This window comes from Bordetella pertussis 18323, assembly GCF_000306945.1.
Taxonomy (GTDB): domain Bacteria; phylum Pseudomonadota; class Gammaproteobacteria; order Burkholderiales; family Burkholderiaceae_B; genus Bordetella; species Bordetella pertussis.
This window is the reverse complement of sequence record NC_018518.1, coordinates 1,432,662-1,456,472: the sequence shown is the minus strand read 5'-3', so window position 1 is coordinate 1,456,472 and position 23,811 is coordinate 1,432,662. Positions and strand designations below refer to the sequence as shown.

Sequence of the window (23,811 nt, the reverse complement as noted above, 5' to 3'; positions counted from 1 at the left end):
CCCTCAGGCGTGATGCGGGTTGGCTTTGTTCGGGTTGATGCCGTACTTCTTGATGGCTTCAGCGACCTTGGCGGCCGGGATCTTGCCCTCGTCGGCCAGCGCGCGCAGCGAGGCCAGCACCACGAAGTGGCGATCGACCTCGAAATGCTCGCGCAGCTTGTAGCGGAAGTCCGAGCGGCCAAAACCGTCGGTTCCCAGCACCTTGTAGGTACGGCCCTTGGGCACGAACGGGCGGATCTGGTCGGCGAACAGCTTCATGTAGTCCGTCGAGGCGATGATCGGGCCGTCGCTCTTGGCCAGCTGCGTGGTCACGTACGGCACCTGCTGCTTGCCTTCCGGATGCAGCAGGTTGTGGCGCTCGGCGTCCAGGCCGTCGCGGCGCAGCTCGGTGAAGCTGGTCACGCTCCAGATATCGGACGCCACGCCCCAGTCGGCTTCCAGCAGTTCCTGGGCCGCCATCACTTCGCACAGGATGGTGCCCGAACCCATCAGCTGCACGCGCTGCTTGCCCTTGCCGTGCGACTTCAGCTTGTACATGCCGCGGATGATGCCTTCCTCGTCGCCGGCGGTCAGGCCCGGCTGCGGGTAGTTCTCGTTCATCACGGTCAGGTAGTAGTAGACGTTCTCCTGGTCCTCCACCATGCGCTTGAGGCCATGCTGGATGATGACGGCCAGCTCGTGGGCGAACGTCGGGTCGTACGAGACGCAGTTCGGGATGGTCGAGGCCAGCAGGTGGCTGTGGCCGTCCTCGTGCTGCAGGCCCTCGCCGTTGAGCGTGGTGCGCCCGGCGGTGCCGCCCAGCAGGAAGCCGCGCGCCTGCATGTCGCCGGCCGCCCAGGCCAGGTCGCCCACGCGCTGGAACCCGAACATCGAGTAATAGATGTAGAACGGCACCATGATGCGGTTGTTGGTGGAGTACGACGTGGCCGCCGCCATCCACGAGCTCATCGCACCCGCTTCGTTGATGCCTTCCTGCAGCAGTTGGCCGTCGGCCGACTCCTTGTAGTACATGACCTGGTCCTTGTCGACCGGGGTGTACTTCTGACCTTCGGGCGCATAGATGCCGATCTGGCGGAACAGCCCTTCCATGCCGAAGGTGCGCGACTCGTCGGCCAGGATGGGCACCACGCGCGGACCGAGGTCCTTGTCGCGCAGGACCTGGTTGAGCACCCGCACGAAAGCCTGGGTGGTGGAGATCTCGCGCCCTTCCGCGGTGGGCTCGAGCACGGCCTTGAAGGCGTCCAGGGCCGGCGCCTTCAGTTGCTCGTCGGCCTTGGCGCGGCGCTTGGGCAGGTAGCCGCCCAGCGCCTTGCGGCGCTCGTGCAGGTACTGCATTTCGGGCGAGTCTTCGGCCGGCTTGTAGTACGGCAGCTCTTCCAGCTTGTCGTCGGGAATCGGAATGCCGAAGCGGTCGCGGAACTCGCGGATCGAGTCGAGCTCCAGCTTCTTCTGCTGGTGGGTGGGGTTCTTGGCCTGGCCGACGTGGCCCATGCCGTAGCCCTTGATGGTCTTGGCCAGGATCACGGTGGGCTGGCCGGCGTGCTTGCTGGCCGCGTCGAACGCCGCATAGACCTTGTGGGGGTCATGGCCGCCGCGGTTCAGGCGCCAGATGTCCTCGTCGCTCATGCGCGCGACCATCTCCAGCAGCTTGGGATGCTTGCCGAAGAAGTGCTCGCGCACGTACTTGCCGTCGTTGGCCTTGTACGCCTGGTACTCGCCGTCGACGGCCTCTTCCATGATGCGGCGCAGAATGCCTTCCTTGTCGTGCGCCAGCAGCGGGTCCCAGTAGCCGCCCCAGATCAGCTTGATGACGTTCCAGCCCGAGCCGCGGAAGTCGCCTTCCAGCTCCTGGATGATCTTGCCGTTGCCGCGCACCGGGCCGTCCAGGCGCTGCAGGTTGCAGTTGATGACGAAAATCAGGTTGTCCAGCTTCTCGCGCGCGGCCAGGGCGATGGCGCCCAGCGATTCGGGCTCGTCCATCTCGCCGTCGCCGCAGAACACCCAGACCTTGCGGTTGCTGGTGTCGGCGATGCCGCGGGCATGCAGGTACTTCAGGAAACGGGCCTGGTAGATGGCCATCAGCGGGCCCAGGCCCATCGACACCGTGGGGAACTGCCAGAAATCCGGCATCAGCTTGGGGTGCGGATAGGAAGACAGGCCCTTGCCGTCGACTTCCTGGCGGAAATGGTTGAGCTGGTCCTCGGTCAGGCGGCCTTCCAGGTAGGCGCGGCCGTACATGCCCGGCGAGGTATGGCCCTGGAAGTACACCAGGTCGCCGCCGTGCTCTTCGGTCTCGCCGTGCCAGAAATGGTTCTGGCCGCAGCCGATCATGGTGGCCAGCGAGGCGAACGAGGCGATATGGCCGCCCAGGTCGCCGCCGTCGGGCGGGTTGTGCTTGTTGGCGCGCACCACCATCGCCATGGCGTTCCAGCGCACGTACGAGCGGATGCGGGCTTCCAGCTCCAGGTTGCCGGGATGGGCAGGCTCCAGCCCCGGCGGAATCGTGTTCACGTAGGCGGTGTTCGGCGAGAACGGGATATGGGCGCCGGAACGGCGCGCCTCGTCGATCAGACGCTCCAGCAGGTAGTGCGCGCGCTGCGGTCCTTCACGGTCGAGGACGGCGGCCAATGCTTCCAGCCATTCCTGTGTCTCGAGGGTGTCTTCGTCATTGGCGGCCGCTAGGGCGCCAGCCTGGGCGAAAGAGGACATCGTGTGTCTCCTGTTGGGGTTTCTGGCCGCTTCCCGGCTTATCAGTGTGCGGGGCGCAAGAGTTGCCGGATGCCGGATACCATGTTACGCGTGGGTTGCGGACGGCTGCATTGTGCCGAAGCCGGCATTCTAAGTAGCAAGATTAACCCGTCGCAAGGAAATTTTCATGTTGCGGTACGGCATTTCATAATACAAAATCCGTTGTAGCGACAGTTATCGCGGAAATCCCCTTCCCCGGCAAGCAACAAGCCGCAACAGAATCTAAAATGCCGGCTCCAACGACAAGAAGTCCATGTCCAGCCCGCCCAAGTCCAATATACCGATGTCGTTCCGTGACCACGCCCGCGCGCGCAGGCGTGGCGTGTACTGGCTGACGCCGGCGCTCGTGCTCGTCCTCTATATATGTGTGATGGGCGTGTTCTTCTGGCTGCAGCGCATCCACGACGACAGCGTCATGTTCGTCACCATCGACCAGGAGCTGCGCCAGCAGCGGCTGATCTGGGTGGTGCTGGCGCTGTCCTGCGTCATCGTGATCAGCCTGCTGATGCTGTGGCGCTATACGCGCTTTCGCTCCGAGGCCGAGGCCGCCCTGATCGCCGAGACGGGCTTTCGCCGCGCGATGGAGAACTCCATGTCCACCGGCATGCGGGTGCTGGATATGGAGGGACGCATCGCCTACGTCAATCCGGCGTTCTGCCGCATGATCGGCTGGAACGAAGCCGACCTGATCGGCCGCAGCCCGCCCTTTCCGTACTGGGTGCCCGGCCGCCACGACCAGCACCAGCACACGCTGGAGGTGCTGACCTCGGGCAAGACGCCCAGCAGCGGGCTGGAGGTCGAGGCGCAGCGCCGCGACGGCTCGCGCTTCACGGCGCGCATGTACGTCTCGCCCCTGCTCGACCCCAACGGCGACCAGATCGGCTGGATGACCTCCATGACCGACATCACCGAACCCAAGCGCATCCGCGAGGCCCTGACCGCCGCGCACGAACGCTTCATGACCGTGCTCGAAGGCCTGGACGACGCCATCTCGGTCACCGCCGACACCCACGACGGACTGGAACTGCTGTTCGCCAACCGCACCTACCGGCGCGTGTTCGGCGCCCAGACCGGCGGCCACGACGAGCTGCTGGCCGGCCGGCGCGGCCGCTTCACCGACGAGTCGGTGGAGGTGTTCGCCCCCTCGGTGCAGCGCTGGTTCGAGGTGCACCACCGCATGCTGGCCTGGACCGACGGCCGCCGCGTGCGCATGCAGGTAGCGCGCGACATCACCGAGCGCCGCGTCCACGAGGAAGCCTCGCGCGTGCAGCAGGAGAAGATCCAGCTCACCAGCCGCCTGACCACCATGGGCGAGATGGCCTCGTCGCTGGCGCACGAGCTGAACCAGCCGCTGACCGCCATCGCCAACTACAGCATGGGCGCGGTGGCGCTGGTCAAGGCCGGCCACACCAGCCCCAACATGCTGCTGCCGGCGCTGGAGAAGGCCGCCTCGCAGGCCGAGCGAGCCGGCAAGATCATCAGCCGCATCCGCGAGTTCGTCAAACGCAGCGAACCGCGCCGCCAGCGGGTGGCGATCAGCCGCATCGTCGACAACGCCATCGGGTTCGCCGAGATCGACGCGCGCAAGCGCCGCATCCGCATCGAGCGCTTCGTGCCCTCGAACGCGCCCGACGTGCTGGCCGACCCCATCCTGATCGAACAGGTGCTGCTGAACCTGCTCAAGAATGGCCTGGAGGCCATGGAAAAGAGCGAGTCCGACGAGCTGAAAGTGGCCGTCATCCCGCACGAGCAGCACATCGAGGTGGCGGTGGTCGATCGCGGCCACGGGCTGCCCGAGCCGGAGCGCCTGTTTGAACCGTTCTTCAGCACCAAGTCGCAAGGACTGGGCATGGGGCTGAACATTTGCCGTACCATTATCGAGTCGCACCACGGCCGTCTGTGGGCGGATCCCAATCCTGCCGGCGGCACCATTTTCCGCTTTACACTGCCCTGCGCCACGCCCCAGTCGCAGGCACAGAACGACCAGTCCGAGGAGTTGCACGCATGAACACGCCCCACCTGTCGAGCACCGTATTCATAGTTGACGACGACGAAGCCGTGCGCGATTCCCTGCGCTGGCTGCTGGAAGCCAACGGCTACCGCGTACGCGCCTACGCCAGCGGCGAGAATTTCCTGGACGAGTACGACGCCAGCCAGATCGGCGTGCTGATCGCCGACGTGCGCATGCCGGGCATGAGCGGCCTGGAACTGCAGGAGCAGCTGATCGCCCGCAACGCCCCGCTGCCCATCGTGTTCATCACCGGCCACGGCGACGTGCCGATGGCGGTGTCGACCATGAAAAAGGGCGCCGTGGACTTCCTGGAAAAGCCGTTCAACGAATCCGACCTGCGCGAGATCGTGGCCCGCATGCTGGAGCAGGCGGTGCAGCGGATCAGCAAGTTCCAGGCGCAGAAAGACCACGAAGCCATGCTTGCCCGCCTGACGGCGCGCGAGCAACAGGTGCTGGAACGCATCGTCGCCGGCCGCTTGAACAAGCAGATCGCCGACGACCTGGGCATCAGCATCAAGACCGTCGAGGCGCATCGCGCCAACATCATGGAAAAACTTGAAGTGACCACCGTAGCAGACCTGATGAAAGTGGCCCTGGCCAAACCCGAGGCCCACACATGACCGCACGCATCATCGACGGCGCCGCCCTGTCGCAGCGCATTCGCGAAGAAGTCGCCCAGCGCGTGCAGGCGCTGACGGCCAAGGGCGTGCGCCCCGGCCTGGCGGTCGTGCTGGTGGGCGATGACCCCGCCTCGCAAGTCTATGTGCGCAACAAGGTCGCCGCCTGCGAGAAGGCCGGCCTGCATTCGGTCAAGGAGCAATACCCGGCCGACCTCACCGAGGCCCAGTTGCTCGAACGCATCGACGCGCTCAACCGCGACCCGTCCATCCACGGCATCCTGGTGCAGCTGCCGCTGCCCAGGCACATGGACGCGCACAAGGTGATCGAGGCCATTGCCGCCGAGAAGGACGTCGACGGTTTCCACATCAGCAATGCCGGCCTGCTCATGACCGGCCAGCCGCTGTTTCGCCCCTGCACGCCCTACGGCGTGATGAAGATGCTCGAATCCGAAGGCGTGGCCCTGCGCGGCGCCGAGGCGGTCATCGTGGGCGCCAGCAATATCGTCGGCAAGCCGATGGCGATGCTGCTGCTGCAGGCGGGCGCGACCATCACGATCTGCAACTCCAAGACCCGCGACCTGGGCGCCCAGACGCGCCGCGCCGACGTGCTGGTGGTGGCCACCGGCAAGCCCGGCATGATCGACGGCTCGATGATCAAGCCCGGCGCCGTGGTCATCGACGTCGGCATCAACCGCGGCGCCGACGGCAAGTTGTGCGGCGACGTCGACATGGCCTCGGCCCGCGAAGTGGCCGGCGCCATCTCGCCGGTGCCCGGCGGCGTCGGCCCCATGACCATCGCCATGCTGCTGGTCAATACGGTTGAAGCGGCCGAACGCGCTGCCGCGTAAGGCCCTGCCCCGCGCAGCCAGGCGCGCCGCGCCTGGCATGCCCGCCTTGCAATCCGCCCGTCCGTCCCCACTCTCATGGCATGCGCGCCCTTCGGGCTGCGCCGGCTCGTCCACGGAATTTCCAAGCCCATGACCCAGAATCCCCTGCTTGCGCCGGTCGCCGACCTGGTCGACTACGCCGCCGTCAAACCCGAACACATCGTGCCGGCCGTCCAGGCCCTGGTGGATATCGCCCGCGCGGCGGTCGAACACGCGGCCGACCCGGCCCTGCCCGCCACCTGGGACGCCGTGGTGGCGCCCCTGGACAGCGCATCCGAGCGCCTGTGGCGCGCCTGGTCGGTGGCCGGCCACCTGAACGCGGTGGTCAACACGCCCGTGCTGCGCGAGGCCTACAACGCCGCGCTGCCGCTGGTCACCGAATTCTCCACCTGGGTCGGCCTGCACGAAGGCCTGTACCGCCAGTACCAGCGCCTGCAGGCCGCCGAGGATTTCGCGGCCTGGCCGCCGGTGCGCCGCCGCGTGGTCGAGCTGGCGCTGCGCGACTTCCGCCTCAGCGGCGTCGAGCTGCAAGGGGCCGCGCGCGAACGCTACGCCGAGATCTCCGACCGCGAGGCCCAGGCATCGCAGAAGTTCTCCGAGAACGTGCTCGACGCCATCGACGCGTGGTCGCTGCTGGTCGACGACCAGGCGCGCCTGGACGGCATCCCGGCCGACGTGCTGGCCGCGGCGCGCAAGGCGGCCGAGGACGATGGCGCCACCGGCTGGAAGCTGACGCTGAAAATGCCCTGCTACCTGCCCGTCATGCAGTACGCGCGCGACCGCGCCCTGCGCGAAACCCTGTACCGCGCGTACGGCACCGTCGCGTCCGAGCATGGCGACGCCGCCTACGACAACTCGCCGCTGATCGAAGAACTGCTGCAGCTGCGCGCCGACGAAGCCGGGCTGCTGCAGTACCCCACCTTCGCCGCCCTGCGCCTGCAGACCCGCATGGCGCGCGACGCCACCGAAGTCGTGGACTTCCTGCGCGACCTGGCGCGCCGCGCCAAGCCGTACGCCGAACGCGACCTGGCCGAATTGCAGGCCTTCGCCGCCGGCGAGCTGGGCCTGGCCGAGCTGCAGCCCTGGGACGTGCCCTTCGCCGCCGAGCGGCTGCGCGAATCGCGCTATGCCTACTCGGAAGACGAGATCAAGCAGTACTTCACCGAGCCGCGCGTGCTGGCGGGCCTGTTCGAGGTCATCGAGACGCTGTTCGACGTGCGCCTGCGCGAAGTGCCGGTGTCGTCCTGGCATGCCGACGTGCGCGGCGTGCGGGTCGAAAGCCCGGACGGCGCGACGCTGGGGCATCTTTACCTCGACCTGTACGCGCGCGCCGGCAAGCAAAGCGGCGCCTGGGTCGACAGCGAGCGCAGCCGACGCCGCGTGCAAGGCGATCTGCAGACGCCGGTCGCCTACCTGACGTGCAACTTCTCGCGCCCCAATGGCGACAAGGCCGCGCTGCTCACGCACGATGACGTCATCACGCTGTTCCACGAAACCGGCCACGCGCTGCACGCCCTGCTGTCCGAAGTGGACGAGCCCGGCGCGGCGGCGTTCGCCAGCGTCGAGTGGGACGCCATCGAACTGCCGTCGCAGTTCATGGAGAACTTCTGCTGGGAATGGAGCGTGGTGCAGAAGCTGTCGGCCCATGTCGAAACCGGCCAGCCGCTGCCGCGCGATCTCTACGACCGCCTGGTGGCGGCGCGCAACTTCCAGAGCGGCATGCAGACCGTGCGCCAGATCGAGTTCGCGCTGTTCGACATGATGCTGCACGACCGCCCGCAAGGCGCGCCTATCGCCGACGTGCTGGCGCTGCTGCAGCAGGTGCGCCAGGAAGTCGCGGTGCTGTTCCCGCCCGCGTGGCATCGCCTGCCCCACAGCTTCTCGCACCTGTTTGCCGGCGGTTATGGCGCCGGGTACTACAGCTACAAGTGGGCCGAGGTGCTGTCGGCCGACGCGTACGAAGCCTTCGAGGAAGCCGCCCGCCAGGGCGAGCCGGCCGCCACCACGCTGGACGGCGCCACCGGCGCGCGCTTTCGCAAGGAAATCCTCGCCGTCGGCGGCGCCCGCCCCGCCGCCGACTCCTTCCGCGCCTTCCGCGGCCGCGAACCCCGCATCGACGCCCTGCTGCGGCACAGCGGCATGCAAGCCTGACCTCTCAGGTGCCTGTCCCCGCAGGGGGACTGGCACCTGCTGACTTCTGGACGCCTCAGGTGCCTGTCCCCGCGGGGACAGGCACCTGCCAACTCCACCCCCGCGCCCCTCCCGCCCCGACGCGGTAGAATCCCCAGGTCCTTTCCACTCATGCGCGCGCCGCGTCGGCGCCTGGCTGTATCTACCATGTACTCACCTCTTTCCGGCCGCGCGTGGCGCGGCCTGCTCCTGGCGATGTTGATGCTGCTGGCGGCGTGCAGCGAACGTTCGGCGGATTGGTCGCTGTACAACGTCAAGGGCCATCTGCCCGACCTGAAGTTCAGCCTGCCGGGCGCGCACGGCAAGACCGTCAGCAGCGACGACCTCAAGGGCAAGACGGTATTGCTGTTCTTCGGCTACGCCAGCTGCCCCGACGTCTGCCCCACCACCATGGCGCAACTGACGGCGGTGCTGCAGCAACTGGGCGAGCAGGCCAGGGACGTGCGCATCCTGTTCGTCAGCGTCGACCCGCATCGCGATACCCCGGACATCCTGCAGGCCTATGTCAATGAGTTCAACAGCAATGCGATCGGCGTGACCGGCAACGAAAAGCAGATCGCCGACCTGGCGCGGCGCTATCGGGTGGCCTACCAGATCGAGAAGCCCAAGCCGGGCGACGACGCCGATATCTACGACGTCACCCACAGCCGCGGCGTCTATATCTTCGACAACCAGGGCAAGGCGCGCCTGCTGGCCTCCGACACGGACACCATCGACACCATGGTCAAGGACCTGCGCCAGCTCATCGCGCAGACCCAATGATCCGGACCGCGCCCCAGGGCGCGGTTGTTGCTTTTGCGCCCCACCGCGCGGCAATCCCCTGCGGTCGTACGTGTTGTTACAGCGTCGGGCGCACGGCCATGGGTATCATATGGCCGCACCATTTCGCCACCACGAAGGAGCGCGCGTATGAACATCATCATCATGATCATCGTCGGGTTTGTCGTCGGACTGATCACCCGGGCCATCATGCCGGGAGACCAGAACATGGGCTACATCATGACGACGATCCTGGGCATCATCGGATCGGTGGTCGCCGGTTTCCTGGGCCAGCAACTGGGCTGGTACGCACCGGGCGAACCCGCGGGCTGGATCGGTTCGGTCGTCGGCGCGATCATCGTGTTGTTCGTCGTGGGCCTGGTCGCCAAGAAGCGCGCCTGACCCTCGCCACTGCGCAAACAGACAGGCCGGCATCTTGCCGGCCTGTCTGTTTTGGACGGCCGCGCGCGATCAGCCGGCCTGCGCCGCCGCCACCGTGCGCTCGGACCAGCCGCCGCCCAGCGCCTTGTAGAGCTGGATCAGGTTGGACAGGCGCGCCAGCCGCGTCTCGACCAGCGTCTGCTGCGCCGTATACAGCGAACGCTGCGAATCCAGCACGCTGAGATAGTTGTCGATGCCCTGCTGGTAACGCTGCTGCGACAGGTCGTAGGCGCGCTGGTTGGCCTGCACCAGCAGTTCCTGCGACCGGATCTGCTCCTGCAATGTGCCGCGGCCGGCCAGCGCGTCGGAGACCTCGCGGAACCCGCTCTGGATGGCCTGCTCGTAGCGCGCGATGCCGATGTCCTTCTGGATCTTGGCCAGGTCCAGGCTGGCGCGCAGCGCCCCGCCCGCGAAGATCGGCACGCTGATCTGCGGCGCGAAACTCCAGGCCCCCGACCCGGCATCGAACAGGCCGCCCAGGCTGGCGCTGGCCGTGCCGGCCGAGCCGGTCAGGCTGATGCGCGGGAAGAACGCCGCGCGCGCCGCGCCGATGCTGGCGTTGGCGGCTTGCAGCTGGTGCTCCGCCGCGCGGATATCCGGCCGGCGCGCGAGCAGATCCGACGGCAGGCCCGCCGGCAGGTCGGCCAGGACCACGCCGTCGGGCAGCGCCACGGCCTGGTCCAGCTGCGCGCCGATGCCGGCCGGCAGCGGCTGGCCCACCAGCAGCACCAGCGCGTTGCGGTCCTGCGCCGCCATGCGCGTGTACTGCGACAGATTGCGCTCGGCGGTGCGCAGCGAAATCTCGGCCTGGCTCAGGTCCAGCTCGGTCGCCACGCCCAGGTCGTAGCTCTGGCGGGTCAGCTTGTACGACTCCTGCTGGGCCGCCAGCGTCTGGCGCGTCAGCGCCAGCAGTTCCTGGTCGGCGCGCAGGGTCAGGTAGGCGTTGGCGGTCTCGGCCACCAGCGTCAGCTGGGTGGCCAGGCGCGTTTCGTCCTGGGCCAGATAGAGCTGCAGCGCCTGTTCGCTGAGGCTGCGGATGCGCCCGAACAGGTCCAGCTCCCAGGTCGACAGGCTGGCACCGACCTGGTAGCTGCGGCTGATGCCGGCCTGTCCGCTCGGGTTGAGGCGCGCCGCCTCCACGTTGAGCGCGGCGACCCGCAGGTCGCGGTTGTTGGCCAGCGACAGCGCCAGCAGCTCCTGCAGCAGCGGGTCGCCGAAGAAGTCGCGCCAGCCCACGTCGGCGGCGGCCGGCGCGCCCGCGGCGGCCTGGCCCGGCGCGCCGTAGGCCGGGCCGGACGGATAGGCCGCGTCGACCGGCGCCTGCGGGCGCTCGTAGGTGGGCGCCAGCGAGCAGCCGGCCAGGGCCGTGGCCACGGCAAGGGACAACAAGGTTCTCATGACGACAGGTTTCATTGCGGCTGTCCTCCGTGCGTGGCTGGCTGGGCGCCGCCATGCGGGTCGTCGTCCTCGCGGTTCTCCGAGGCGCGCTTGACCTTGAACAGGCGCAGGGTAAGGACAAAGAACAGGGGCACGAAGAAGATCGCCAGGAAGGTGCCGGTCAGCATGCCGCCGATCACGCCCGTGCCGATGGCGTTCTGGCTGCCCGAGCCGGCGCCCGTGGAGATGGCCAGCGGCACCACGCCCAGGATGAACGCCAGCGACGTCATCAGGATGGGGCGCAGGCGCTGGCGCGCGGCGTGCACCGCCGCCTCGGTCAGGCTGGCGCCCTCCTCGTAGTGCTCCTTGGCGAACTCCACGATCAGGATGGCGTTCTTGGCGGCCAGCCCGATGGTGGTCAGCAGCTCCACCTGGAAGTACACGTCGTTGGACAGGCCCCGCGTCATGGTGGCCAGCAAGGCCCCCCACCACGCCCAGCGGCACCACCAGCATCACCGCGGTGGGAATGCTCCAGCTTTCATAGAGCGCGGCCAGGCACAGGAACACCACGATCAGCGAGATCGCGTACAGCGCGGGCGCCTGCGCGCCCGACAGGCGCTCCTCGAACGACAGGCCGGTCCAGTCGTAGCCGATGCCCAGCGGCAGCTTGTCGGCCAGCCGCTCCATCTCGGCCATGGCGTCGCCCGAGCTGTAGCCCGGCGCGGCCTGGCCCTGGATGTTGTACGACGGCACGCCGTTGTAGCGGTTCAGCTTCTGCGGCCCGAAGGTCCATTGCGCCGACGAGAAGGCCGAGAACGGCACCATGTCGCCCGCGTTGTTGCGCACGTACCATTTGTCCAGGTCCTGCGGCAGCATGCGCGACGATGCCTCGCCCTGCACGAACACCTTCTTGACCCGGCCGCGGTCGATGAAATCATTGACGTAGGACGAGCCCCAGGCGGTGGCGAGCGTGTTGTTGATCTCGGTGATCGACACGCCGAGCGCGCGCGCCTTCTCGCGGTCGATGTCCAGCTGGTACTGCGGCGCGTCCTCGATGCCGTTGGGGCGCACGGCCACCAGCATGGGGCTTGCGCCGGCCTCTTGCAGCAGCTGGTTGCGCGCCGCCAGCAGCTTTTCGTGGCCGACGCCGGCGCGGTCCTGCAGCTGGAAGTCGAAGCCGGTGGCGTTGCCCAGCTCCATCACCGCGGGCGGCGCGAACACGGCCGCCTGCGCGTCGCGCAACTCGGCGCGGAACTTGGCATTGGCGCGCGCGGCCACCGCGGCGGCGCGGTGCTCGGCGCCCTTGCGTTCGTTCCAGTCGCGCAGCTTGATGAACAGGATGGCGGCGTTCTGCCCGCGGCCGCCGAAGCTGAAGCCGTTGACCGCGAACACCGAGGCCACCGATTCCTTCTCGTCTTCCAGCAGGTACTTGACCGCCGCGTCGATGGTGGCCTGGGTGCGCTCGCTGGTGGCGCCGGCCGGCGCCTGCACCTGGGCGAACAGGATGCCCTGGTCTTCGTCCGGCAGGAACGCGGTGGGAATGCGCATGAACATCCAGGCCATGCCCAGCAGGATCACCACGTAGATCAGCAACAGGCGCTTGGTGCGCCCCATGCTGCGGGCCACGTTGTTGGCATAGGCCTGGCTGGAACGCTCGAAGGTGCGGTTGAACCAGCCGAAAAAGCCCTTCTTGGAGCCATGGTGGCCCTTCGGAATGGGTTTGAGCATGGTGGCGCACAGCGCCGGCGTGAAGACAATGGCCACCACCACCGACAGCACCATGGACGAAACAATGGTGATGGAGAACTGGCGATAGATCACCCCGGTGGAACCGCCGAAGAACGCCATGGGCACGAACACCGCCGCCAGCACCATGGCGATACCGATCAGCGCGCCGGTGATCTGCCCCATCGACTTGCGGGTGGCCTGCCTGGGCGACAGTCCCTCCTCGGCCATCACGCGCTCGACGTTCTCGACCACCACGATGGCGTCGTCGACCAGCAGGCCGATGGCCAGCACCATGCCGAACATGGTCAGCGTGTTGATCGAATAGCCGAACGCCGCCAGCACCCCGAACGTGCCCAGCAGCACCACCGGCACGGCCAGCGTGGGGGATGAGCGTGGCGCGCACGTTCTGCAGGAACAGGTACATCACCAGGAAGACCAGCAGCACCGCTTCGAACAGCGTCTTGACCACGCCCTCGATCGACAGGCTGACGAACGGGGTGGTGTCGTACGGATACACCACGTCCATGCCCGGCGGGAAGTACGGCTTGAGGCCGTTGATGGTCTCGCGCACCGCCTGGGCGGTATCGAGCGCGTTGGCGCCGCTGGCCAGCTTGATGGCCAGGCCCGAGGCGGGCTTGCCGTTGTAGTAGCTGTCGATGGCGTACGTCTGCGCGCCCAGCTCGATGCTGGCCACGTCCTTCAGGCGCACCTGCGAGCCGTCCCTATTGACCTTGAGCAGGATGCGGCCGAAGGCTTCCGGGGTCTGCAGCCGCGACGGTCCGATCACCGTGGCGTTGAGCTGCTGGCCGCGCACCGCCGGCTGGCCGCCCAGCTGCCCGGACGAGACCTGCACGTTCTGCTCGCGGATCGCGGTGGTGACGTCGGAGGCGGTCAGGCCGAAATTGACCAGTTTCTCGGGGCTGATCCATATGCGCATGGCGTATGGCGCGCCGAACAGCTGGAAGTTGCCCACGCCGGGCGTGCGGCTGATCGGGTCCTGGATGTACGAGGCCACGTAGTCGGCCAGGTCGGACTTGTCCATGGTGCCGTCGGTGGACACGAAGCCGGCGACGATCAGGAAGTTCTTGGTGGCCTTGGTGACGCGGATGCCCTGCTGCTGCACTTCCAGCGGCAGCAGCGGCTGGGCCACCGCCAGCTTGTTCTGCACCTGCACCTGCGCCGTATCCGGGTTGGTGCCCTGCGAGAACGTGAGCGTGATCGACATGCTGCCGTCGGAATTGCTTTCCGACGAGATGTACTGCAGGTTGTCGATGCCGTTCATCTGCTGCTCGATGACCTGCACCACCGTGTCCTGCACGGTCTGAGCCGAGGCGCCAGGATAGGTCACGTTGATGCTGATGGCGGGCGGCGCGATGTTCGGATATTGCGCGACCGGCAGGCTCAGGATGGAGAGCGCGCCGGCCATCATCAGCACAATCGCGATCACCCAGGCGAACACCGGCCTGTCGATGAAAAACTTTGCCATGCGGGAACTCCCTTACTTCGCGGCGGCCGGTTGCGCGGCGGCCTTGGATGCGGGCGGACTCCATTCGGCCGCCTTGACCTCGGCGCGTCGGCCGAGGCCTGGTCGCGCGCGGCGACCGCGTCATCGTAGGCCTGCCGGCTGACCGCCCGCGTATCGACCAGCGGCTTGTAGCGCTGCACCAGCAAGGTGGCGGTCTTCAGCTGCGCCTGGACGCGCGCCAGCGCGGCCCGCCGGCTGTCGACCTCGGCCTGGTACAGCGCCGGATCGATCTGGTAGAGCTGCTGGCCGGCGGCGACTTCGCCGCCTTCGGTGAACAGGCGCTTCTGGACGATGCCGCTGACCTGCGGACGCACTTCGGCGATGCGGTAGGCGGCGGTGCGGCCAGGCAATTCGCTGGACAGCGCCACCGACTGGGTTTTCAGGGTGACCACCCCGACCTGCGGTTGCCCGCCTTCCTGCGCCGCCTGCTGTTCCTTGCCGCATGCGGCCAGCGTCAGGGTCAATGCCGCCAAGGAAAGCGCGGCGATGCCGCGCCCGACCAGATAGTTATTCTTCATAGCTTGCCTTTCCATTCAAACCAAGCGCCGGGATGCCTGTGCGCACCCGTTGCGCGCCACAACGCATAAAAGGAAACACACCGCCTCCGCCATGCGGGTTTGCCGGCCGGCTTGGTGCTGCGCTGCAAAACGAGCATTTTGCGTTATCCCGCGGTGGAAACAAACAACTTGTTTTCGAAAACATCATTCCAAATATGGGACAATTTCATATTCCGCCCTCTCACCATCCGCCATGAACCGTTTGCAAGGCATGGAACTCTTCGTCGAAGTGGCCAGGACGCTCAGCTTCGGCCGCGCCGCCGAGAACCTGGCCATTCCCAAATCCACCCTGTCGCGCCAGGTGGCCGAACTGGAGCGTTCGGTCGGCCTGAGGCTGCTCAGCCGTACCACGCGCCGGGTCGAGCTGACCGAAGCCGGGCAGCTTTACTTCGAGCGCTGCCAGCGCATCGTGGCCGAAGCCCGCATCGCCCATGAAGAGCTGCAGAACCTGGTCGAGACGCCGTCCGGTCCGCTGCGCGTGAACATGCCGGCCGACTTCGGCACCGACTTCCTGTCCGAGGCGTTCACGGAGTTCTCGCGCCGCTACCCCGAGGTCACCTTCTACCTGGACCTGGCCAGCCCCGAGCACGCCGAGCGGGTTTTCCAGACCTGCGATGTGTCGATCGAAATCGGCGATCTGCCCGACTCCACCCACATCGCCCGCCTGCTGGGCGTGCTGCCGGCCCACCTGTATGCGTCGCCCGATTACCTGGCGCGCCACGGCGAACCGCAACACCCCGATGACCTGCCCCGCCACGAATGCATTCAGTTCCGCGCCGGCACGGGCCGCGTCACGCGCTGGCCCCTGAACAGCGGCGAGCGCCACGTCGAGATCACCCCGGGCAACCGCTTTTCGGTCAACAGCGTGTCGATGGTGCGCAACCTGGCCACGCTGGGCGCCGGCATCGCGATCCTGGCGCCCATGGGCAACGTGCGCGAAGACATCGAATCGGGCCGTCTCAAGCGCATCTTGCCCGATTGGCTGGCCGGGCCGTTCCCGGTCTACGCGGTCACGGACACCCGCATGCTGCCGGCCAAGACCCGCATCTTCGTGGAATTCCTGATGGAGCGTCTGAGCAACAAGACACTGGCAGGCCAGAATAACCCGGCGTTTTTAAATTTGCGTTAATCGCCGGGCCGGCGGCGGCCGCTTGGAAATCGACTGAAACGGTTACGTCGCTCAGAAGCGTTCGTCGGCGCGCAGATAGCGCCATTGGCCCGCCGGCAGGTCGCCCAGCGACACCCGGCCGATGCGCACCCGTTTCAAGCCCACCACCCGCAGCCCCACCAGTTCGCACATGCGGCGAATCTGGCGTTTCTTGCCCTCGCGCAGCACGAACCGCAGCTGGTCGGCGTTCTGCCAGCGCACCTGGGCGGGGCGCAATGGCTTGCCGTCCAGCGACAGGCCGTGGTTGAGCAGCGCCAGCCCCGCCTCGGACAGGCGGCCCTGCACCCGCACCAGGTATTCCTTGTCGACCTCGGAGTCTTCGCCGATCAGCTTCTTGGCGATACGGCCATCCTGCGTGAGGACCAGCAAGCCCTGCGAGTCGATGTCGAGCCGCCCGGCCACGGCCAGCCCTTGCAGCTGGCCGCGCTCGAAGCGCTGGGGCGCGCGGTCGCCCGCATAGCGCGAGCGCGCGTCGATCAGCGCCACCGCCGGGGTGTAGCCTTTCTCGGCCTGTCCCGATACATAGCCCACGGGCTTGTGCAGCAAGATGGTGACACGCGCGGTCTGGCGCGCGGCCGCGGCGCGCTCCAGGGTGATGACCTGATCGGGCAAGGCGCGTGCGCCCAGCTCGGACACCACCACGCCGTCGACGCGCACCCAGCCCCGTTCGATATAGCTGTCGGCCTCGCGGCGCGAACAAAGCCCGCGCTCGGACATCAGCTTGGAGATGCGTACTTTTTCCATGGCGCGTATTGTAGAGCCTGCCTCACGGGCGCCGCGCCGGCTTGGCATAATACACAGCCATGACCACCCCCATTCCCCTTGCGCGCGGCTGGCTGCCCGCCGCGCCCTCGACGCTGGATCCCTTGCGCAAGTATTGGCTGTTCCGTCCCGGCGCGCTCACCGCCGGCCTGCGCCAGCTGGGCCACGTACGCCTGCGCGTGCTGGCCGAGTACCCGACCGGCGCGCCCCGCGACGAGGCCGACGGCATGCGCATCGCCGCGCAAAGCCCGGTCTGGGTGCGCGAAGTGCTGATGTCGATCGACGGCGTGGACAGCGTCGTGGCGCGCAGCCTCACGCCGCTGCGCGCCTCGCATGGCGTCTGGCAGGGCATGCGGCGCCTGCTGACGCGCCCGCTGGCCGACATGCTGTACCACGATCCCGGCATCCATCGCTCGGTCTTCGTATGCCGCCGGCTGGCCGCCGGCGTGCCCTTCCATGCCACCGCCATCGCGCGCGCGCCGGCCGGCGGCCCCGAGCCGGCGCTGTGGGCGCGCCGCTCCGCCTTCTGGCGCGCCGGCCAGCCGCTGCTGGTGGCCGAGTGCTTCCTGCCCGCCTTCTGGTCGCTGGCGCGCGCGCCCGTCGCGCCGCGCTGACGCCGCCGGCGGTTTTGACGCAGAATCAGGGTTGCGCGGCGGCCTGCCGCGCCCTGTTCGCGCCAGGTGCCCATGACCACGACCGCCGAATCGCCGAATATCCGCCGCAACACGCGCCTGCTCAGCTGCGCGCAGGCGCTGGGCGGGGCCAGCCCGGCCATCGTCATCTCGATGGGCGGGCTGGTGGGCCAGATGCTGGCCGGCGACCCGGGGCTGGCGACGCTGCCGGTCAGCCTGTACAACCTCGGCCTGGCCGCCGGCATCCTGCCCGCGGCCGCCATGATGCGCCGCCGCGGCCGGCGCGGCGGCTACCAGTTGGGCGCCTTGCTGGGCCTGCTGGGCGGCCTGCTGGCCGCCTGGGGCATCTGGAGCGGCCGGTTCGCGCTGTTCTGTACCGGCACGGCGCTGGCCGGCCTGTACGGCGCCTACGTGCAGAGCTACCGCCACGCCGTCACCGACGGGGTCCGCCCCGAGCACCGGCCGCGCGCCATTTCGGCCATCATGAGCGCCGGCCTGGTGGCGGCGGTGCTGGGCACCAATGCCGCCATCTGGACCCGCAACCTGTGGCCCGCCGCGCCCTTTGCCGGCAGCTTCGTCTCGCAGGCCGCGCTGGCGCTGCTGGCGCTGGGCGTCGTCAGCCGGCTGCGCGCGGTGCCGGTGGGCCTGGCCGCGGCGCAGGCCGGCCGGCCCCTGGCGCGCATCGCGCGCACGCCGCGCTTCATCATCGCGGCCGCGGCCGGCGTGGTGTCGTTCGGCTTGATGAGCCTGGTCATGACCGCCGCCCCGCTGGCCATGGTCGACTGCGGCCACAGCGTCGCCGCCGCCGCCCTGGGCATCCAATGGCATGTGCTGGCCATGTATGCCCCCAGCTTCGTCACCGGCCGGCTGATCGAGCGTTTCGGCAAGCTGCCGGTCACCGCGCTGGGCCTGGCGCTGATGCTGGCCGCGGCCGGCGTCTCGCTGACCGGCCTGAGCGTGCCGCATTTCTGGGCCGTGCTGGTCCTGCTGGGCGTGGGCTGGAACCTCGGCTTCATCGGCGCCACCAGCCATGCTGGCCGACTGTTGCGAGCCGCACGAACGCCTGCGCGTCCAGGCGCTCAACGACCTGCTGGTATTCGGCTGCGTGGCCGCCGCCTCGTTCTCGTCCGGCCAGCTGCTGGCCCATGGCGGCTGGTCCATGGTCAATCTGACGGTCCTGCCCGCCGCCGTCCTGCTGCTTCTGGCCTGGCAAGGACGCAAGGCGCGCGGCTGATCCGGCGCGCCGTGGCTGCCCCGGGTGCCTGTCACCGCTGCGGCAAGGGTGCCTGTCCCCGCTGCGGCAGGGGTGCCTTGTATCTTTCCTCCGGTGGTGATTAGCTATCACCACCGCACGCCGATGACCGCGAGTTGGTGCCCAAAGCGAGGACTTTGTGGGACAGATAGCGGCTCGGCAGCGCACTGCTGGGCCGGCGAGACACTGGACGGTATCGTAGGGCGAGGACCCTGTATGTACAAGGCAAGTGGGCGCAGTGGCTGACAGCAGTTTGTTATCTGCAGGAGGCCAAGTCCATGTTTTCATAGGTATTGATGTATCAAAGGCCAAGCTGGATTGCACGTTGCTGACGGCTGAGGCTGACAAGCGTAAGACCAAGGTGGTGGTCAACACCGCCGCGGGCGTACAAGCCCTGCTGGCGTGGTGCGCCAAACACGGCGCACAGCCGGCGCAGTTGCACGCCATCCTGGAGCCTACGGGTCTGTATCACGAGCAAGCGGCCACGGCGCTGCCCCAGGTCCGGGTCTCTTTGGTCAATCCCGCCCAGGCCCGGGACTTTGCCAAGGCCTTGGCGCTGCGCTCCAAAAATGATGCGCTCGACAGCTACGTGCTGGCTCGCTATGGACAGACGCTGAGCCCGGCGCTGTGGCACCCGGCGCCCTTGCATGCGCGTCAACTGCGCGCCTTGTTGACGCGACGCGAGGCGCTGAGCAAGGATCTGTTGCGTGAGCTCAATCGCAAAGAGAAGAGCCAGTTCAGCCCCTCGGCGCCCTTGGTCGATGGTTCCATCGACAAGGCCATCGCGTTCTTGCGCGAACAGATCAAACAAATCGAGCGGGCGATCGATCAGCACATCGACAACCACCCCGACCTCAAGCAAGACTGCGAGCTGCTGAACTCCATCCCCGCCATCGGGCCTCAGGCCGGCAACGCCATCCTGGCCGTCATGCACAATCGGCATATCGACTCCGCCCAGAGCCTGGCCGCCTATCTCGGGGTGGTCCCTGTGCAGCGCCAATCCGGCAGCAGTCTGAACAGCTGCGCACGCCTGTCCAAAGCCGGCCCCTCCCAGGTGCGCGCCACGTTATACATGGCGGCCCTGGTTGGGACCCGCCACAACCCCCACATCCGCGCCCTTTACCAGCGCCTGCTCAAAGCAGGAAAAAGCAAAAAGGCCGCGCTGGGCGCGGCCATGAGAAAACTGGTGCATCTGTGCTTCGGGGTCCTCAAAAACCGCATCCCCTACCAGCCCAATTACGCCATGAACGGTTGACTGCCAAGACGGTATCTGTCCCCACGGGGACAGGCACCTGCCGACTCCCGGGGCGCCTGTCCCTACGCGGACAGGCGCCTGCCGACTTCCGCCCCCTTACGGCGCCGGATTGGGCTGGCGCGCGTGGATGGCCTCGATGCCTTGCAGCACCTCGTCCGACAGGGTGACCTCGACGCTCTCGATGTTTTCCTTCAACTGCGCCAGCGTGGTCGCGCCCATCAGGTTGCTGCTTACGAACGGACGCTGGTTGACCCAGGCCAGCGCCATCTGCGCCGGCGCCAGGCCGTGGTCGCGCGCCAGCATCACGTAGTCGCGCGCCGCGGCTTCGGCCTGCGGGTTGCTGTAGCGGGTAAACCGCGTGAACAGCGCGAGCCGCGAGCCCTCCGGGCGCGCCCCGTCGAGGTACTTGCCCGACAGGATACCCATGGCCAGCGGCGAGTAGGCCAGCAGCCCGACGCCTTCGCGGTGGCTGAACTCGGCCAGGCCGATCTCGAAGATGCGGTTGAGCAGGTTGTACGGGTTCTGGATCGTGGCCACCTTGGGCAGCCCGTGCTTCTCGGCTGCCTGCAGGAAACGCGCCACGCCCCACGGGGTTTCGTTGGACAGGCCGACATGGCGCACCTTGCCCGCGCGCACGAAATCCTGCAACACCTCAAGCGTCTCTTCGATCGGTACGGTGTGGGCGTCGTCCACCCACGGGTAGGCCAGCTTGCCGAAAGTATTGGTGGTGCGATCGGGCCAGTGCAGCTGGTAGAGGTCCAGGTAATCGGTCTGCAGGCGCTTGAGGCTGGCGTCCAGCGCCTGTGTCAGGTTCTTGCGGTCGAGAAAGGTCTTGCCGTCGCGGATATGGCTGGGGCGCTTGGCGTCGCGCACCGGACCAGCCGCCTTGCTGGCCAGGACCACCTCGTGGCGCCGTCCGGTCCGGGCCAGCCAGCTGCCGATGCAGCTTTCGGTGCGTCCCTGGGTTTCCGGCTTGGGCGGCACGGGATACATCTCGGCGGCGTCGACCAGGTTGATGCCGTGCGCCAGCGCATAGTCCAACTGTTCGTGAGCCTGCGCCTCGGTGTTCTGCTCGCCCCAGGTCATGGTGCCCAGGCCGATGAGGCTGACGTCGAGATCGGTGTGTCCGAGTTTGCGGTATTTCACGGCTAGATGTGAAGATTCAATAGGTTGTATGCATGGTTCATCCGAACCGGATTTGAGAAACTGGAAATCGCCACCCCCCCAGTTCACTCAAGGAGCCCGGCCGGATGAACACCCATAAGCATGCCCGATTGACCTTCCTACGTCGACTCGAAATGGTCCAGCAATTGATCGCCCATCAAGTTTGTGTGTCTGAAGCGGCCCGCGCCTATGGGGTCACCGCGCCGACTGTGCGCAAATGGCTGGGCCGCTTCCTGGCTCAGGGCCAGGCGGGCTTGGCCGATGCGTCCTCGCGCCCGACGGTCTCGCCCCGAGCGATTGCGCCGGCCAAGGCGCTGGCTATCGTGGAGCTGCGCCGCAAGCGGCTGACCCAAGCGCGCATCGCCCAGGCGCTGGGCGTGTCAGCCAGCACCGTCAGCCGCGTCCTGGCCCGCGCCGGTCTGTCGCACCTGGCCGACCTGGAGCCGGCCGAGCCGGTGGTGCGCTACGAGCATCAGGCCCCCGGCGATCTGCTGCACATCGACATCAAGAAGCTGGGACGTATCCAGCGCCCTGGCCACCGGGTCACGGGCAACCGACGCGATACCGTTGAGGGGGCCGGCTGGGACTTCGTCTTCGTGGCCATCGATGACCACGCCCGCGTGGCCTTCACCGACATCCACCCCGACGAGCGCTTCCCCAGCGCCGTCCAGTTCCTCAAGGACGCAGTGGCCTACTACCAGCGCCTGGGCGTGACCATCCAGCGCTTGCTCACCGACAATGGCTCGGCCTTTCGCAGCCGCGCCTTCGCCGCGCTGTGCCATGAGCTGGGCATCAAGCACCGCTTTACCCGACCTTACCGCCCACAGACCAATGGCAAGGCCGAACGCTTCATCCAGTCGGCCTTGCGTGAGTGGGCTTACGCTCACACCTACCAGAACTCCCAACACCGAGCCGATGCCATGAAATCCTGGCTACACCACTACAACTGGCATCGACCCCACCAAGGCATCGGGCGCGCTGTACCCATCTCCAGACTCAACCTGGACGAATACAACCTATTGACAGTTCACAGCTAGATCCTGTCCAGACTGCGAGGCGCCCTGCGCCGGGATGAAAAAAGGCGCGCCACGGCGCGCCGTACTGATCGGGAATATTACTCCCGCTGGCGGGGTCAACCCGGCAGCGCCTCGCGCACCGTCTGATACAGATTGCGCAGCATGCCCGCGGTGGCGCCCCAGATGAAATAGCGCTGCCATGGCATCGCATAGTATTGGCGCACATAGCCATCGGGCAGCGCGGCGCGGTACAGCCGATGATTGGCCGGGTCCATGAGAAACGACAGCGGCACCTCGAACACCTCGGCCACTTCGAACGCATCGGGCGCCAGCTCGAAATCGGGCTGCACCAGCGAGACCACCGGCGTGATGGCAAAGCCCGTAGCGGTGAAATACTGGGGCATGCTGCCCAGCACTTCCACTTGCTGCACCGGCAGGCCGGTTTCCTCCTGGGCCTCGCGCAACGCGGCGGCCACCGGCGTGGCATCGCTGACTTCGATACGCCCGCCCGGGAAGCTGACCTGGCCGGCGTGGTCGTGCAGGTGCGCGGCGCGCTGGGTCAGCATGACGCGCACGCCATCGGCCCGCATGACCAGGGGGATCAATACCGCCGCGGCCACCAGACTGCCTTCCCGGCCGGGCGCGCGCGGCTCCGCCGCGCACAAGGGATCGAGCCGCCAGTGATCGGCCGGGCGCAGGCTGGAGCGCAGCTCGGGCGGCGTCAGCAGGCGTTCGTCCACGCGGGCCAGCCCCTGATTGGCGGTTTCCCAAGGCTGCGCCATGGGATCGAAGAGCGGACGCACTGGCGTGCGGCGTGGACGAGAAGGAGCAGAGTCAGACATGCGGCAACGAAAAAGAAACTAGGCAGCTGCAAGAGTAACCCCGCCATGCAAAAAGGCACCCTTGCGGGTGCCCTTTTACTCTGAAAAGGCTTTCTTCCAGATATCTTTTCGCAATAAAAGGACACCCTTGCGGGTGCCCTTTTATTGCGGAAAGCCGTGCCAGACACAAACGCGTCGACGTTTGCATGCCGGACACGGCTCCGGTCTCGATCAAGCCGACTTGGCTTTCTTGAGAACCAGCTTTTCCTTGATGCGTGCGGACTTGCCCGAGCGGCTGCGCAGGTAGTACAGCTTGGCGCGGCGCACGTCGCCGCGGCGCTTGACTTCGATGCCGGCGATCTGCGGCGAGTACAGCTGGAACGTACGTTCCACGGCTTCGCCCGACGAGATCTTGCGCACGATGAACGACGAGTTCAGGCCGCGGTTGCGCTTGGCGATGACCACGCCTTCGAAAGCCTGAACGCGCTTGCGGGTGCCTTCGACAACGTTGACGCTGACCACGACGGTGTCGCCGGGAGCAAATTCGGTTACGGCATTGCCGCCGGTAAGGCGAGCAATTTCTTCCTGTTCCAGGATAGCGATGAGGTTCACGAGAACTCCTTGATCATCTTGCCTTGCGGACGGTATTTGCCAGGATTTCTTGTCCGTCGCCTGTCATGCGCCACAAGTGGCGCCTGCCGCTCCGTCGGTATGGCTACCGCCGGATGCCGCAACCAGGCAACGGCTATTGGGTTTCCGCAAGCAGAGGATGAGGTTTGGCAAACCCAGCATTCTACATCAAAAGCATGGACAGGGCTGCGGGCTGCCACCCTCCGGCCCTGTTTACGTTACTCTAGCGGCACAGCCAGCCCATATACACCAGGACTCGGCCCCGCCC

The 23,811-nt window shown here is 67.2% G+C and carries 16 protein-coding genes and 3 pseudogenes; 11 read left to right on the top strand and 8 right to left on the bottom strand.

Features of this window, described 5'->3' with window-relative positions:
• Positions 1-3 precede the first annotated feature (3 nt).
• Positions 4-2,709: a pyruvate dehydrogenase (acetyl-transferring), homodimeric type gene (gene aceE / locus BN118_RS06875; RefSeq protein WP_014905653.1), complete on the bottom strand. Its 2,706-nt coding sequence runs from the start codon at positions 2,707-2,709 to the stop codon at positions 4-6.
• Positions 2,710-3,001: 292 nt separating this feature from the next.
• Here aceE and BN118_RS06870 point away from each other — a divergent pair, with 292 nt between their 5' ends.
• The 6 genes from BN118_RS06870 to BN118_RS06845 all read left to right on the top strand — a co-directional run bounded on the left by BN118_RS06870 (position 3,002) and on the right by BN118_RS06845 (position 9,617).
• Positions 3,002-4,756, top strand: a complete 1,755-nt coding sequence (locus tag BN118_RS06870; RefSeq protein WP_003817147.1) for a PAS domain-containing sensor histidine kinase — start codon at positions 3,002-3,004, stop codon at positions 4,754-4,756.
• Positions 4,753-5,379, top strand: coding sequence for a response regulator transcription factor (locus BN118_RS06865; protein WP_010930126.1), 627 nt, complete (start codon positions 4,753-4,755; stop codon positions 5,377-5,379). The genes BN118_RS06870 and BN118_RS06865 overlap by 4 nt, the downstream gene beginning before the upstream one ends.
• Positions 5,376-6,227: a bifunctional methylenetetrahydrofolate dehydrogenase/methenyltetrahydrofolate cyclohydrolase FolD gene (gene folD / locus BN118_RS06860; protein WP_003811948.1), complete on the top strand. Its 852-nt coding sequence runs from the start codon at positions 5,376-5,378 to the stop codon at positions 6,225-6,227. The genes BN118_RS06865 and folD overlap by 4 nt, the downstream gene beginning before the upstream one ends.
• Positions 6,228-6,302: 75 nt before the next feature.
• Entirely contained in the window at positions 6,303-8,417 is a 2,115-nt protein-coding gene (locus BN118_RS06855) for a M3 family metallopeptidase (protein ID WP_019248379.1), read from the top strand.
• A gap of 186 nt (positions 8,418-8,603) precedes the next feature.
• Positions 8,604-9,218, top strand: a complete 615-nt coding sequence (locus tag BN118_RS06850; protein ID WP_010930124.1) for an SCO family protein — start codon at positions 8,604-8,606, stop codon at positions 9,216-9,218.
• A 147-nt stretch (positions 9,219-9,365) separates the two neighbouring features.
• On the top strand, positions 9,366-9,617 hold the full coding sequence (locus BN118_RS06845) for a GlsB/YeaQ/YmgE family stress response membrane protein (RefSeq protein WP_010930123.1): 252 nt from the start codon (positions 9,366-9,368) through the stop codon (positions 9,615-9,617).
• A 69-nt stretch (positions 9,618-9,686) separates the two neighbouring features.
• On the opposite strand, the gene BN118_RS06840 is transcribed toward BN118_RS06845, so the two are convergent.
• The 3 genes and pseudogenes from BN118_RS06840 to BN118_RS06830 all read right to left on the bottom strand — a co-directional run.
• Positions 9,687-11,069, bottom strand: coding sequence for an efflux transporter outer membrane subunit (locus tag BN118_RS06840; RefSeq protein ID WP_014486063.1), 1,383 nt, complete (start codon positions 11,067-11,069; stop codon positions 9,687-9,689).
• Positions 11,066-14,247, bottom strand: a pseudogene (locus BN118_RS06835) (efflux RND transporter permease subunit). Before BN118_RS06835 ends, BN118_RS06840 begins: the two are co-directional and overlap by 4 nt.
• Before the next feature lie 86 nt (positions 14,248-14,333).
• Positions 14,334-14,804, bottom strand: a pseudogene (locus tag BN118_RS06830) (biotin/lipoyl-binding protein); the annotation flags it as partial.
• 232 nt (positions 14,805-15,036) lie between these two features.
• Here BN118_RS06830 and BN118_RS06825 point away from each other — a divergent pair.
• Positions 15,037-15,972, top strand: a complete 936-nt coding sequence (locus BN118_RS06825; RefSeq protein WP_010930120.1) for a LysR family transcriptional regulator — start codon at positions 15,037-15,039, stop codon at positions 15,970-15,972.
• Positions 15,973-16,023: 51 nt separating this feature from the next.
• Here BN118_RS06825 and BN118_RS06820 read toward each other — a convergent pair whose 3' ends face one another.
• Positions 16,024-16,755 (bottom strand): pseudouridine synthase, encoded by a 732-nt coding sequence (locus BN118_RS06820; RefSeq protein WP_010930119.1) that lies wholly within the window; start codon positions 16,753-16,755, stop codon positions 16,024-16,026.
• Between the two features lie 59 nt (positions 16,756-16,814).
• Between BN118_RS06820 and BN118_RS06815 the strand changes: the two genes are divergently transcribed.
• The 3 genes and pseudogenes from BN118_RS06815 (at position 16,815) to BN118_RS06805 (ending at position 19,912) form a co-directional block, all read left to right on the top strand.
• A complete protein-coding gene (locus BN118_RS06815; protein ID WP_010926548.1) occupies positions 16,815-17,387 on the top strand; it encodes a chorismate--pyruvate lyase family protein in 573 nt (190 codons plus the stop codon).
• 72 nt (positions 17,388-17,459) lie between these two features.
• Positions 17,460-18,639 (top strand): annotated as a pseudogene (locus tag BN118_RS06810) (MFS transporter).
• A 256-nt stretch (positions 18,640-18,895) separates the two neighbouring features.
• Positions 18,896-19,912 carry an IS110-like element IS1663 family transposase gene (locus BN118_RS06805; RefSeq protein WP_010930525.1) on the top strand — a complete coding sequence of 339 codons (1,017 nt, stop codon included), beginning with the start codon at positions 18,896-18,898 and terminating at the stop codon, positions 19,910-19,912.
• A gap of 96 nt (positions 19,913-20,008) precedes the next feature.
• Here the strand turns inward: BN118_RS06805 and BN118_RS06800 are convergent, their stop codons facing one another.
• Positions 20,009-21,058, bottom strand: a complete 1,050-nt coding sequence (locus BN118_RS06800) for an NADP(H)-dependent aldo-keto reductase (protein WP_010930118.1) — start codon at positions 21,056-21,058, stop codon at positions 20,009-20,011.
• Positions 21,059-21,162: 104 nt separating this feature from the next.
• Between BN118_RS06800 and BN118_RS06795 the strand changes: the two genes are divergently transcribed.
• Positions 21,163-22,113: an IS481-like element IS481 family transposase gene (locus tag BN118_RS06795; protein WP_010930048.1), complete on the top strand. Its 951-nt coding sequence runs from the start codon at positions 21,163-21,165 to the stop codon at positions 22,111-22,113.
• 95 nt (positions 22,114-22,208) lie between these two features.
• Here BN118_RS06795 and BN118_RS06790 read toward each other — a convergent pair whose 3' ends face one another.
• Positions 22,209-22,934, bottom strand: coding sequence for a CoA pyrophosphatase (locus BN118_RS06790; RefSeq protein WP_003813314.1), 726 nt, complete (start codon positions 22,932-22,934; stop codon positions 22,209-22,211).
• A 210-nt stretch (positions 22,935-23,144) separates the two neighbouring features.
• Positions 23,145-23,525: a 50S ribosomal protein L19 gene (gene rplS / locus BN118_RS06785; RefSeq protein ID WP_003813315.1), complete on the bottom strand. Its 381-nt coding sequence runs from the start codon at positions 23,523-23,525 to the stop codon at positions 23,145-23,147.
• Positions 23,526-23,811 lie beyond the last annotated feature (286 nt).